The 13033-nt window shown below is 71.2% G+C and carries 12 protein-coding genes; 8 read left to right on the forward strand and 4 right to left on the reverse strand.

The window, feature by feature from the left end; translation table 11 throughout:
- Positions 1 to 9 precede the first annotated feature (9 nt).
- From FB157_RS49690 to FB157_RS23930, 3 genes are all read left to right on the forward strand, one after another.
- Positions 10 to 117, forward strand: a complete 108-nt coding sequence (locus tag FB157_RS49690; RefSeq protein WP_398947197.1) for a LysM peptidoglycan-binding domain-containing protein — start codon at positions 10 to 12, stop codon at positions 115 to 117.
- A gap of 91 nt (positions 118 to 208) precedes the next feature.
- Positions 209 to 1207 (forward strand): YafY family protein, encoded by a 999-nt coding sequence (locus FB157_RS23925; protein WP_145882673.1) that lies wholly within the window; start codon positions 209 to 211, stop codon positions 1205 to 1207.
- 388 nt (positions 1208 to 1595) lie between these two features.
- Entirely contained in the window at positions 1596 to 1811 is a 216-nt protein-coding gene (locus FB157_RS23930) for an I78 family peptidase inhibitor (protein WP_145882674.1), read from the forward strand.
- A 113-nt stretch (positions 1812 to 1924) separates the two neighbouring features.
- Here the strand turns inward: FB157_RS23930 and FB157_RS23935 are convergent, their stop codons facing one another.
- Together FB157_RS23935 and FB157_RS23940 are read right to left on the reverse strand one after the other, a co-directional pair.
- Positions 1925 to 2959: a phosphatase PAP2 family protein gene (locus tag FB157_RS23935; RefSeq protein WP_145882675.1), complete on the reverse strand. Its 1035-nt coding sequence runs from the start codon at positions 2957 to 2959 to the stop codon at positions 1925 to 1927.
- A 239-nt stretch (positions 2960 to 3198) separates the two neighbouring features.
- Positions 3199 to 4404 (reverse strand): mannosyltransferase family protein, encoded by a 1206-nt coding sequence (locus tag FB157_RS23940; RefSeq protein ID WP_145882676.1) that lies wholly within the window; start codon positions 4402 to 4404, stop codon positions 3199 to 3201.
- 261 nt (positions 4405 to 4665) lie between these two features.
- Between FB157_RS23940 and FB157_RS23945 the strand changes: the two genes are divergently transcribed.
- Complete coding sequence (locus FB157_RS23945; protein ID WP_145882677.1) at positions 4666 to 6315, forward strand: MFS transporter; 1650 nt, start codon at positions 4666 to 4668, stop codon at positions 6313 to 6315.
- A gap of 67 nt (positions 6316 to 6382) precedes the next feature.
- Complete coding sequence (locus FB157_RS23950) at positions 6383 to 7567, forward strand: acyl-CoA dehydrogenase family protein (protein WP_145882678.1); 1185 nt, start codon at positions 6383 to 6385, stop codon at positions 7565 to 7567.
- Between the two features lie 39 nt (positions 7568 to 7606).
- Here the strand turns inward: FB157_RS23950 and FB157_RS23955 are convergent, their stop codons facing one another.
- On the reverse strand, positions 7607 to 8044 hold the full coding sequence (locus FB157_RS23955; RefSeq protein WP_145882679.1) for a cell division protein SepF: 438 nt from the start codon (positions 8042 to 8044) through the stop codon (positions 7607 to 7609).
- A gap of 239 nt (positions 8045 to 8283) precedes the next feature.
- A complete protein-coding gene (locus FB157_RS23960; RefSeq protein ID WP_186581659.1) occupies positions 8284 to 9225 on the reverse strand; it encodes an ABC transporter substrate-binding protein in 942 nt (313 codons plus the stop codon).
- A 423-nt stretch (positions 9226 to 9648) separates the two neighbouring features.
- Between FB157_RS23960 and FB157_RS23965 the strand changes: the two genes are divergently transcribed.
- From FB157_RS23965 to FB157_RS23975, 3 genes are read left to right on the forward strand one after another with little or no spacing between them, the layout of a single operon-like run.
- On the forward strand, positions 9649 to 10506 hold the full coding sequence (locus FB157_RS23965; RefSeq protein WP_145882680.1) for an amino acid ABC transporter permease: 858 nt from the start codon (positions 9649 to 9651) through the stop codon (positions 10504 to 10506).
- Positions 10503 to 12263 carry an FAD/NAD(P)-binding domain-containing protein gene (locus FB157_RS23970; protein WP_145882681.1) on the forward strand — a complete coding sequence of 587 codons (1761 nt, stop codon included), beginning with the start codon at positions 10503 to 10505 and terminating at the stop codon, positions 12261 to 12263. The genes FB157_RS23965 and FB157_RS23970 overlap by 4 nt, the downstream gene beginning before the upstream one ends.
- Positions 12260 to 13021, forward strand: a complete 762-nt coding sequence (locus FB157_RS23975; RefSeq protein ID WP_145882682.1) for an amino acid ABC transporter ATP-binding protein — start codon at positions 12260 to 12262, stop codon at positions 13019 to 13021. The genes FB157_RS23970 and FB157_RS23975 overlap by 4 nt, the downstream gene beginning before the upstream one ends.
- Positions 13022 to 13033 lie beyond the last annotated feature (12 nt).

The raw sequence follows: 13033 nt of genomic DNA on the forward strand, positions 1-13033 counted from the left end.
CTGAGCGCCATCGCCACCCGGCACGGGACCACCTGGCAGCGGATCTACGCCGCCAACGAGAAGGTCATCGGCGGCGACCCGAACCTGATCGTGCCCGGCCAGCGCCTCGCGCTCTGACGCACACGACGGGTGCCCGGCACCCGGCCGGTACAGCCGCTGTCCCGAACGAGGACAGCGGCTGTCCGCATCGGCTGGCAGACTCGGCCCCATGTTGGAGACCTCGGCACGACTGCTGCGCCTGCTCTCGCTGCTCCAGGCCCACCGCGAATGGTCCGGCGCCGAACTCGCCGGGCGGCTCGGTGTCACCCCGCGCACGGTCCGCCGGGACGTGGACCGGCTGCGCGAACTGGGCTACCCGGTCAACGCGAGCCCCGGCACCGGCGGCGGCTACCAGCTCGGTGCGGGCGCCGAACTGCCCCCGCTGCTGCTGGACGACGACGAGGCCGTCGCCGTCGCCGTCGGACTGCGCACCGCGGCGGGACAGGGCATCGAGGGCATCGGCGAGACCTCCGTACGCGCCCTGGCCAAACTGGAACAGGTGCTGCCGGACCGGCTGCGCCGCCGCGTGGGCGCCCTCAACGCCTTCACCGTGCCGATGCTGCGCGGCGGTCCGCCGTCGGCCCCCGTCGATCCGGCCGTGCTCACCGAACTCGCCCACCTGTGCCGGGATGCCGAGCGGCTGCGCTTCGAGTACCTGAGCCACGAGGGCAGCGCCAGCCGCCGTACCGTCGAGCCGCACCGGCTGGTGTGCACCGAGCGGCGCTGGTACCTGGTCGCCTGGGACGTCGAACGGGAGGACTGGCGGACCTTCCGCGTCGACCGCATCACGCCGAAGCCGCCGCACGGCCCGCGCTTCGACCCGCGCGAGCCGCCCGCCGAGGATCTCGCCGCCTATGTGTCGAAGGGCGTCTCCACGAGTGCGTACGCCACGCACTCCACCGTCCGGCTGCTGGTGCCGCTGCGGGTGGCGGCCGAGCGGATCTCGCCGTCCGCGGGGATGCTGGAGGCCGACGGAGAGGACACGTGCATCCTGCGCAGTGGTGCCCCGAACCTGGAGGTGATGGTCATTCACATCATGATGACGGGCTTCCCCTTCGAGGTGCTGGAGCCCGTCGAGCTGAACGAGGTGATCAGCAGGGTCCGGGACCGGCTGGACGCCGCACTGGCGCGGGCCGCGGGACCGCGGGGCGCATCCGGGACCGACTGACGCGTACGTCGGGTTGTGTGCCGAATCCGTGAATTTCCTATGCGGTGTCAGCTCGCCGGGCATGGCACCGGATTCCGCGGGGAATCGCACCCGGACCCCGCTCCGATCCGCATCGAGGCTTATTCCGGCGGGTAATTCGAGGGGCTGCTCCGACACGCGGGAATTCTGTTCGATTGCCCCGGCGAGCGGTACGGAAACCCCCGTACGTGTGATGCCCGTTGCGGCAGCAGCTGATGTCACGGCGACGGAAACGCGTGTCGGGAACCTGTGACAGAAGTGTGACCGGGGAGGGACAGGGGAGGGACCGGAGAGGGATCTCGCGGGGCCCCGGGACGCGGTCCGCCGGTTCCGGCTTCCGTCGTCGTCCGATGCGGCCTAGCGTGGCCGCATGGCACCGATTCCCACTCCGCCAGCGGAGCCCCAGGACAGTCCGGACGGGTACGTCGGCCTCGACGCCGCGCGCGCCGAGCGGCTCGCTCGGGAGCGCGGGTGGCCGACGGTACGGTCGCTGCCGCCGGGCACGATCATCACCATGGAGTACCGGGTGGGCCGGCTCAACTTCGAGGTGCGGGACGGCCGGGTGGCCCGCGCCTGGAAGGGCTGACCCCGCTCCCGCAGGCCAAGGCGACGAAGGCCCCGCTCCCTCTTCCCGGGAGCGGGGCCTTCGTCATGGCGGGGGTCGGCTGTGCGTACCGGACCCGCCGCCGTGGTCGAGCGTCAGTTGCCCGTCAGGGGGCGGGCCGGCTGGGGGGTGCCGCGCGGGAGGCGGTCGGCGTGCGGCGGTCGGCGGCTGCCCGCCGGTGTGACCGGGGTGCGCTCCGAACGGGCCGTGTGCGGGCCCGGGGCCAGATGGATCGGGGCCCGGGAGCCGCGCACCGGCGACACCGGCTCGCGCGCCGGGGCGACGCCCTGCTCGGCGGGCAGCGGGCGCGGCTTGAGCAGCACCGGCGCGGGCGCGACCGGGACGGCCGGTGCGGGCACCGTGGCGCCGCGGCGGGCGCGCCAGCGGTCGCGCAGGTCGAAGAGCGCGGTCTCGGCCTTGGCGATCAGCGGCTCGAACCAGGGCAGGGCGAGCAGGATCAGGAGGCCGGCGGCCCAGCCCAGCAGCACGTCGCTCAGCCAGTGCGTACCGAGGTAGACGGTGGTGAGGCCGACGCCGAGCGAGGTGACCGCGGAGAGCGCGGACAGCCAGCGGCGCGCTCTCGGGGTGGAGGCCAGATAGGCCAGGATTCCCCACGTCACCACCGCGTTGGCGGTGTGGCCGCTGGGAAATATATCGCCGCCCAGGCCCATCTCGTTCGAGCCGATCACGGTCGCGTAGTGCGGACCGAGCCGCCCCATGCCGAGCTTGGCGGCGCCGACCGTGATGTTGAGCAGCAGCAGCGAGGTGGCCAGGGTCAGCAGCGGGCGGAGCGTGTGCTGCCGCCAGGAGCGCCAGCCGAGCCAGGCCGCGACCATCACGGCGGTGGGGCCGCGCTGGCCGAGCACCACGTAGTAGTCGAGGAAGGCGTGGATCTGCGGCCACTGCTGGTAGGGCCGGAAGAACATGACCTGCCAGTCGAGCCGGACCAGCCAGGAGGTGATCACCACGGCCCAGACGATCGCCAGGTAAAAGGCGAGGGTCGCCGTGAACAGCACGACCCGGTGCCGGCTCATCCTCGGCACGTCGATGTGAGCCGGTCGTTCCGGCTCACGGTCCAGCCTGGCGAACACCCGGTCCAGACTCCGGGTGAGGTTTCGTTCGGTACGCACCCAATCGACGTTACAGCGAGTGAGCTCTGTTCCCGGGCGAAACAGCGGCTTTGTGATGACGATGTGATGTGGGAAACCTCTCAGGAGCGGTCCGAATTCCTGGGATTCCGCAATCCTGTGAGCCTGCTTCCTGCAATTCCTTTGATCATGCCGGGGGGCCGGTTTTATGGCGCTTATGAATTCGTTCACCGCATCATGGGGTGGAATTCAGAGGGTGCTCATCGACCCGCCGAAGTCGATCATGGGGGACCGGAGCCGTTCAGCCAGAAGGCGCCGTAGACCGCCGTCACCACCGCCACACCCACCGTGACCAGCGCCGATCTGGACGTGCGCAGCCGGGCCAGGGCGCGGGCGAGCGGGAACAGCACCGGGAAGGCCGGCATCAGCAGCCGCGGCTTCGACCCGAAGTAACTCGACGCGCACAGGGCGAGGGCCAGGACGACACCCGTGTACACCAGCAGTGCGACGGGCTGGCCCTGGCGCACGCCGGTCACATAGAGCCAGATCAGCAGAGCCACTCCGACGATCAGGCCCGCGCCGGCGAGAGCCGACGGAAATGACGTGAACTTGTCGACTACGAAGCGTGCGAAGGCGTACCCGCCGTCGAACCCGTTGCGCCACCCGGCCTGCACATCGAGATATCCGAGCGGACCCCTGCCGGTGTGATGACCGACCCATAGGACATAGCCGGCGGCGCCCAGGGGCGCGAGAAGCATGCCGAGGGCGCGTCGCCAGACGGATGCGCTGGTAGTGAAAGAAGGGGCGCGTGTTGTGTCGCGTGCGCCCTGCGATCCCGGTGTGCTTCGGTCTCGCACGAACGAGATCACGCCCGCCACCCACACCGCCGCGACCACCGCGAGTCCCACCGGCCGGGTCAGCCCGGCCAGCGCCGCCAGCGCGCCCGCGCTCACCCACCGGCCGGTCAGCACCGCGTACAGCGACCACGCGGCCAGTGCCGTGAACAAGGACTCGCTGTACGCCATCGACTGCACGATCCCGACCGGCAGCACCGCCCACAGCAGAACCGCGCAGAGCCCCGTCCTCGGCCCGTACACCCACTCCGCGACCGCGAAGATCCCCCAGGCCGCCGCCAGCGAGGCGAGCAGGCCGACGACGAAACCGGCGTCCGCGTACGACAGTGGCGTGAGCGCGTGCAGCAGCCGCTCCAGCCAGGGCAGCAGCGGGAAGAACGCCAGGTTGGAGTGGATGTCGCCGTTCGGCAGCCGCACCTGGTAGCCGTAGCCCAGCTCGGCGACCCGGGTGTACCAGAGGGAGTCCCAGCGCGCGGTCAGCAGCTTGTACGCGCTCTTGCCGCGCGCGCCGCTCCACACGGCCAGCGCGACCAGCCCCAGCGCGCGGACGGCCGCGTACCCGAGGAGGGCCGGCGCCGCCCGGCGCAGAGCGGGGGTGCGGGGTGGTGCCACGCGCGTGTCAAGATCGGTCACGAGCTCGATTATCGACCGGACGGGGAACCGGACGGCCCGCCGGGGCGTGGTCAAGAGCGGGCGCAGTGGCGTACGCCACACGGGTTCGGTCCTGCGTGTGAGAGGTCCGCCACGTGGCCCCGCGGTGAACTCGCGTACGCTGACGAGTCACTCGCGTGGGTTTGCGCGGGCCGGAGACGCCGCTCCTCTCCGGCCGTTACGACGGGGAGTCCCCACCCCGCCGATCCGCCGCTCGCGAGGGATCATCTGGGAGGTACGTACATGTCCGGGACGACCACGGCTGCCGTACGGCTGCGCCGTCGGGCGACCGGGGCCGGTGCAAACCGCTGGGTCGTCCTCGTCGTCCTCTGCGTCAGCCTGCTGCTCGTCGCCCTCGACGCGACCGTGCTGCACGTGGCGGTCCCCGCCGTCACCGAGGACCTCAGGCCCGGCGCGATAGAGCTGCTCTGGATCGTCGACGTCTACCCGCTGGTCTGCGCCTCCCTGTTGATCCTGTTCGGCACCCTGGGCGACCGGGTCGGCCGCAGGCGCATCCTCCTCCTCGGCTACGCCCTCTTCGGCGTCGCCTCCGCCGTGGCCGCTCTGGCGCAGACCGCCGAGATGCTGATCCTCGCCCGGGCGCTGCTCGGCGTCGGCGGCGCGATGATCATGCCCGCGACCCTGTCGATCCTCCGCCAGGTTTTCCCGGACCGGCGCGAGCGCGCGCTGGCCATCGGCATCTGGAGCGCGGTCGCGGCCGTCGGCGCGGCGGTCGGTCCGCTGCTCGGCGGCTTCCTGCTGGAGCACTTCTGGTGGGGTGCGGTCTTCCTCGTCAACATCCCGCTGATGCTCGTCAGCCTGCCGGTCGGCCGGCTGCTGCTGCCCGAGTCGCGCGGCGACCGGGGCGGCCCGTGGGACGTGGTCGGCGCACTGATGGCGGCGGTCGGTCTGTTCGGGGTCGTGCTGGGCGTGAAGCAGCTCGGCGGCGGTCAGTCGCCGGCGAGCCCGTTCACGCTGGTGCCGCTGGTGGTGGGCGCGGCGCTCCTCTTCTTCTTCGTACGGCGGCAGGGCCGGCGCTCGCACCCGCTGGTGGACCTGCGGATGTTCCGGCGGCCGGCGTTCAGCACCTCGGTCGGCTGCATCGTGCTGGCGATGCTCGCGCTGGTCGGCCTGGAGCTGATCGCCGCCCAGTACCTCCAGCTGGTGCTCGGTCTGTCGCCGCTGGAGACGGGCCTGAGGCTGCTGCCCCTGACCGTCGCGGCCATGGCGGCGGGCCTCGCGGGTGCGCGGATGCTGCGCCGCTTCGGACCGCGCCGGATGGTGTGCTTCGGCTTCTGTCTCACCGCCGCGGCCGTCCTGACGCTGACCGCGATGGGCGCGACCGACAACGCGGGCCTGCTGCTGTTCGGCTTCGTCCTGCTCGGCTTCGGCCTGGAGACGACCCTCTTCGGGGCGTACGAGTCGATGCTGAGCGAGGCCCCGGCCGACCAGGCCGGCGGGGCCGCGGCGATCGGCGAGACGTCGTACCAGCTCGGCGCCGGGATCGGGATCGCGCTGCTCGGCAGCGTGATGAACGCGGCCTACGCACCCGGTCTCGCGTCGGTGCCGGGCGTGCCCCCGCACGCGTCGGACGCGGCGGGCCACTCGCTGGGCGAGGCCTACGACGTCGCCGGGCGGCTCGGCGGGCCCGTGGGGGCCGCGCTGCGCCGGGCGGCGCGGGACTCCTTCGTGCACGGACTGCATGTGACCCTGCTGGTGAGCGCGGGCCTGTTGCTGCTGGGTGCGGTGATGGCGCTGCGGCTGCCCCGGATCATGCAGTGCGGGGAGGAGCCCGGGGAGGAGTCCGCCGGGGTGGAGCTGCCGGCCCCGCGGGGGGCCGAGAAGCCGAGGGTCGCCGTGGCGGCTCTGGACGTGCGGGACGCCGCGCCGTAACGTCGGCCGCACAGCGTAACTAGCGTTGCTAGTTTTCACCGTGCCTCAGTGTGCCGGAGGGTGTTCCATGTCCGCGAAGTTGCCCCCGTTCGACGCCGCCGACCCGCTCGGGATCGACGACCTCCTGGAACCGGAGGACCTGGCCGTACGGGACACGGTCCGCAGCTGGGCGGCCGACCGCGTGCTGCCCTACGTCGCCGACTGGTACGAGAAGGGCGAGCTGCCCGGCATCAGGGAACTCGCGCGCGAACTCGGCGGGATCGGCGCCCTCGGCATGTCGCTCACCGGGTACGGCTGCGCGGGCGCGTCCGCCGTGCAGTACGGCCTCGCCTGTCTCGAACTGGAGGCCGCCGACTCGGGCATTCGGTCACTCGTCTCCGTGCAGGGCTCGCTCGCCATGTACGCGATCCACCGGTTCGGCAGCGAGGAGCAGAAGCAGGAGTGGCTGCCCCGGATGGCCTCCGGCGAGGTGATCGGCTGCTTCGGGCTCACCGAGCCCGACCACGGCTCCGACCCCGCCTCCATGCGCACCCACGCCAAGCGCGACGGCGACGACTGGATCCTCAACGGCCGCAAGATGTGGATCACCAACGGGTCCGTGGCCGGCGTGGCCGTCGTCTGGGCGCAGACCGAGGACGGCATCCGCGGGTTCGTCGTACCGACCGACCGCCCCGGCTTCTCGGCGCCCGAGATCAAGCACAAGTGGTCCCTGCGGGCCTCGGTCACCAGCGAACTCGTCATGGACGACGTACGGCTGCCCGCCACCGCCGTGCTGCCCGAGGTCACCGGCCTGCGCGGACCGCTCGGCTGTCTGTCGCACGCCCGCTACGGCATCGTCTGGGGAGCGATGGGCGCGGCGCGCAGCAGCTTCGAGGCGGCCCTGGAGTACGCGAAGACGCGGGAGCAGTTCGGGCGGCCCATCGGCGGCTTCCAGCTCACCCAGGCCAAGCTCGCCGACATGGCGGTCGAACTGCACAAGGGAATCCTGCTCGCCCACCATCTGGGGCGGCGGATGGACGCCGGCCGCCTGCGTCCCGAGCAGATCAGCTTCGGCAAGCTCAACAACGTCCGCGAGGCCATCGAGATCTGCCGTACGGCGCGGACGATCCTCGGTGCCAACGGGATCTCCCTCGAGTACCCCGTGATGCGGCACGCGACCAACCTCGAGTCGGTGCTCACCTACGAGGGCACCGTCGAGATGCACCAGCTCGTGCTGGGCAAGGCGCTCACCGGGCTCGACGCCTTCCGCTGACCCCTCGGGGCCGAGGCAGGGCCGGTGAGCGGCCCTGCCTCAGCTCTGGTTGAAGAAGCCGTCCTCGCGGCGCGCCGCAGGCTCACCGCTGATGATCTCCGTGTTCGCGGGGGTCAGCAGGAAGACCCGGTTGGCCACCCGCTCGATCGTGCCCCGCAGACCGAAGGTCAGCCCGGCCGCGAAGTCCACCACGCGCTTGGCGTCGGCGGGCTCCATCACCGTGAGGTTCATGATGACCGGGACCCCGTCCCGGAACAGCTCGCCGATCGCGCGGGCGTCCCGGAAGCTGTCCGGGGTGACCGTGCCGATCCGGCGGCCCTTCTCCTCGGCCGTGTCCGTGGCCACCTTCACCCGCGGGTCCGTGACCCAGGCGTCCCCGGACTCGGCGCCCTCGGAGTAGTCGTCGTCGTAGTAGCGCTCGTCATCGTTGTCGTCGACGAGGCCGAGCCACGCACTCGCCTTGCGTACCGATCCCATGGACGCCTCCTCTCACAGCAGTCCTTCTTGCTTCCGCATCCCTATGGTCATCCATGATGCGGACGGCGCGCCAAGTGGATAGACGCCGCGCGGGGGGTTTGTGACGGTACTGGTGCAGAGACGATCCGTCGAGAGTCCTTGTGCCCCAAGGGTCTTGACTCATACGGCTGCTGACTGTGAGTGAAATATGATTGTCGGGCGCGGATGGGTGATGCACGGAGCGTACGGGTGAATGAACGTCAGTTCTTCAGCTCCGGCGGGCTGATCCGGGACTCGGCGATCGACGAGCCCGTCGTCCCCCACTTCTTCAGAATCCTGCCGTACGTGCCGTCGTCGATCAGCCGGTTCACCGCCGCCCGGAAGGCCGGGGCCAGCCTCGTGCCCTTCTTGAAGGCGAAGCCGACGTCCAGGCGGTGGTACTCGTTGAGGAACTTAAGGCCCTGCTGGTGGGCCACGGCGTAGCGCAGGCCGTTGATCGTGGACATCACGACGTCGCTGCGGCCCTGCTGCAGGGAGGACCAGATCGCGCCCTCCTCGGAGTACGTCTGCACCTGGTACGCCTTCTTGCCCGCGTCGGCGCACACGTGCTTGTTCTCCTCCAGCGTGGCCTCGAAGGTCGTACCGGCACTGGTGGCCACATCGAGGCCGCACAGTTGCCCGAGGTCGGTGATTCTGGACAGTTTGCTGTCCTTGCGGGTGGCGAAGCCCTGGCCGTCGTTGACGTAGGTGACGAAGTCGATGGTCCTGCGGCGTTCGTCGGTGACGCCGAAGTTGCTCGCCCCGAAGTCGTACTTGCCGCTGTCCAGGGCGGGCAGGATCGCCTCGAAGCTCGCCTGCTCCACCTTGAGTCCGATGCCGAGCACCTTGGCGACCGCTCTGGTGAAGTCGACGTCCTGGCCGGTCAGGGTCTTGCCGTCGTTCAGGTAGGTGGTGCCGGGCGGGGTGCCGCCGACGCTGACCGCGACGGTGAGACTCTTGACGCCCGCCGGCAGCAACTTCGCCGCCGCGTCGTCCTTTTTGACGGCGGAGACCACGTCCGTGGTGGGCACCTCGCCGGACCCGGCCGCCACGTCGGCGGCCGCTGTCCCGCCCGGGCCGCCGGACCCGGAGCCGCAGGCGGTGAGCAGCAGGGCGGCCGACGTGATGGCGGCGAAGGGCAGGAAAAGGCGACGGGCAGGCATCGAGCGGTCTCCTGGGAGCGGAAGGCGTGAAGAGGCGCGAGGGGAGGGGTGCGCGTGTGAAGGCGAAGGAGAAAGAGGGCTGAGGAGAAAGGCAGCCGAGGAGAAGGAAAAAGCAGGGAGAGCGCAGGAGCCCGCTCATGGGCGGGCGCGCAGGGGGTCAGCTCAACAGGAGGAGGACCACACGCGACCGAAGTCGATGTGGGAGCGGGTGACCAGCCACTGCTGTGGATGCATGGGGCAAGTGGAACAGGCATCCGGTTCTGCGTCAACTGAGTTGAGACGTGCGGCTCACAGTGTGGACGGCCTTGACAGCGCCGGGAAACGCCCACGTACTCTCGACGGACGGCCCTGCTGAGGGGCTCGGCCGTAAGCGCGCCGCACGGCGCGCCCGTGTGAAGGCACCCACCGTCACGGAGCCTTCCCATGTCTTCCGACACCCTCGCCAAGCTCCCCGCCGCACCGGAGATTCCCGGGCCCGCGGATGCCCTGACGATCGTCCCGCGGCGCCGGCTCGGCCAGTGGACGGCGGCCGTCGCCGTCCTGGTGCTGCTCGGGCTCGCCGTCAACTCGGTGCTGCGCAACCAGGCGTTCCAGTGGAACGTCGTCGCCGACTACTTCACCTCGGACTCCGTCCTGCGCGGACTGTGGCTCACCCTGTGGCTGACCGCCGTCGTCATGGTCCTCGGCTTCGCCCTCGGAGCCCTGCTCGCCGGCTTCCGGCTCTCCGCCAACCCCGTCCTGCGGGCGGTCAGCTGGGGGTACGTCTGGCTCTTCCGGTCGATCCCGATCCTGGTGCAGCTGCTGCTCTGGTTCAACATCGGGGCGCTGTACCCGCAGATCCTCGGGGTGAAGACCGTCAACCTGCTCAGCCCCGTCGCTGTGGCCGTGATCGGCCTCACCCTGCACGAGGCCGCCTACGCCGCCGAGGTCGTCCGGGGCGGCATCCTCTCCGTCGACCGCGGGCAGATCGAGGCCGCCCAGGCGCTCGGCCTGAGCCGATGGCGGCGCCGGCGGCGGATCGTGCTGCCGCAGGCCATGCGCTCCATCGTGCCGCCCGCCGGGAACATGCTGATCGGCGCCCTCAAAGGCACCTCGATCGTCAGCGTCATCGCCGTCAACGACCTGCTGTTCTCGACCCAGTTGATCTACCACCGCACCTACCAGGTCATCCCGCTGCTGATGGTCGCCACCCTCTGGTACACCATCGTCACCTCGGTCCTCGGCGTCGGGCAGTACTACGTCGAGAAGCACTACGCGCGCGGGACGGAGTCCGCCCGATGAGGCCGCAGCTGGTGATCGTCGGAGCCGGGCCGCGGGGGACCGGACTCCTCGAGCGGATCGCCGCCAACGCACCCGAGCTGTACGCCGGTTCGGGCCTCGACATCCATCTGGTCGACCCCCATCCGCCGGGCGGCGGACGCATCTGGCGCGCGGCCCAGTCGCCGCTGCTGTGGATGAACTCGCACGCCGAGGACGTCACCATGTTCACCGACGGGACGGTGCAGATGGCCGGTCCGGTGCGGGAGGGCCCCACCCTGCACGAATGGGCGCGGCTGGACGGCCGCACCTTCGCCGACCGGCAGCTGCAGGGCCGCTATCTGAGCTGGGTGTACGAGCGGGCCGTCGCCGAGCTGCCCCCGGGCGTCACCGTCCACCACCATCCCCGGCGCGCCCTGCGGGTGTCCGGCTCGCGCGAAGGGCGCCAGCAGGTGTGGCTGGAGGGCCGTCCGCGTCCCCTGCTCGCCGACCTGGTCGTCCTCGCGCTCGGACACCTCGACTCGGAGCCCGACCCGGACCTGGCCGAGCCGGCCGCGTACGCGCGGGAACACGGCCTGGTCCACCTGCCGCCCGACTTCACCGCCGACAGCGACCTGTCCCCGCTGAAGGCCGGCGAACCCGTCCTGGTACGCGGCTTCGGGCTGGCCTTCGTCGACCTGATGGTGCTGCTCACCGAGGGGCGGGGCGGGCGCTACGAGGGTGACACCTACGTCCCCTCGGGCCGTGAGCCGGTGCTCTACGTCGGCTCGCGGCGCGGAGTGCCGTACCACGCGAAGATCGGCTACGACTGGACCGGCCCCAGGCCCGCGCTGCCCCGCTTCCTCGGCCCGCCCGAGGTCGAGGCGCTGCTGGCCAGGCCGGGCGGCTTCGACTTCCGGCGCGATGTGTGGCCACTGGTGGAGAAGGAGCTGGGCTTCGCCCACTACCACCGGCTGTTCACCGCCCACGCCGAGCGTACGGCGATGACCTGGGCCGACTTCGAGGAGAGGTACGCGGCCGCCGCCGACCCCGTCGAGACCGCGGCGCTCGTCGCCACCGCCGTGCCCGACCCGGCGGACCGCCTCGACCTCGCCGCGCTCGACCACCCGCTCGACGGGGTGCGGTACGCCTCGCACGAGGAGTTCCAGGAGGGCCTGCGCGGCTACGTCGAGAGTGACCTGAGCCGTCGTCACGATCCGGCGCACAGCGCCGACCTGGGAGTCTTCCTCGGGCTGCTGTCCGTCTACGGGCAACTGGTGCGGCTCGGGAACATCGGTCCCTGGTGGCACGGCTTCTTCAGCTACCTGGCGTCCGGGCCGCCCGGCCCCCGGCTGCGGCAGTTGCTCGCCCTGTCCCGGGCCGGGATCCTGCGGTTCGTCGGCGCCGACATGACCGTCACCGCCGAGGACGGGGTGTTCCGGGCCTCCAGTCCCACCGTGCCGGGACACTCCGTCGAGGCGCGGGCGCTGGTGGAGGCCCGGTTGCCCGAGCCGACCGTGGGACGGGCCCGCGACACCCTGCTGCGGGAGCTGCACGCCGAGGGGGCCGCCGAGACCCCCGGCGGGCTGCTGCGCGTCGACCCCGCCGACGGCCGGATCCTCGACGGGGCCGGCCGGCCGCATCCACGGCGCTTCGCGCTCGGCCCGTTCACCGACGCCCGCACGCCCGGCGTCTTCACCCGGCCACGCACCGGCGGGCCCGCGTTCCGGCAGAACGACGCGACGGCGCGGGCCGCGCTGGCCTTCCTGAGTGCCTCACCTGTCAAGGAGTTCGCGCGATGAGCGTCATGGTCGACATCAGGTCGGTGCACAAGGCCTTCGGCTCGCTCGACGTCCTCAAGGGCATCGACCTGCAGGTGCGGGCCGGCGAGGTCGCCGTCGTCCTCGGCCCCTCCGGTTCCGGCAAGTCCACACTGCTGCGCACCATCAACCACCTGGAGAAGGTGGACCGGGGCACGATCAGCGTGGACGGCTCGCTGATCGGCTACCGGCGCAGCGGCGACAAGCTGTACGAACTGCCCGAGCGCGAGGTGCTGAAGCAGCGCACGCACATCGGCTTCGTCTTCCAGAACTTCAACCTCTTTCCGCACCTCACCGTCCTCGACAACGTCATCGAGGCACCGGTGTCCGCGCTGAAGCGGCCCCGGAAGGAGGCCGTGGAACGGGCACGCCGGCTGCTGGAGCGGGTGGGGCTCGCCGACAGGGCCGGCACCTACCCCCGGCAGCTGTCCGGCGGTCAGCAGCAGCGGGTCGCCATCGCGCGTGCGCTCGCGCTGGAGCCGAAGCTGCTGCTGTTCGACGAGCCGACCTCGGCGCTGGATCCCGAGCTGGTCGGTGAAGTCCTGGACGTCATACGGGACTTGGCGCACCAGGGCACGACGATGATCGTCGTCACGCACGAGATCGCCTTCGCCCGTGAGGTCGCCGACACGGTGGTGTTCATGGCCGACGGGAAGGTCGTCGAGGCCGGGCCGCCGGACGAGGTGCTGGGCGCTCCGCAGGAGGAGCGGACTCGGGCGTTCCTGGCGAAGGTGCTGTGAGGGAGGGAGTGG

This window comes from Streptomyces sp. BK340 (genome assembly GCF_007827595.1).
In the GTDB taxonomy this organism is placed as follows: Bacteria; Actinomycetota; Actinomycetes; order Streptomycetales; family Streptomycetaceae; genus Streptomyces.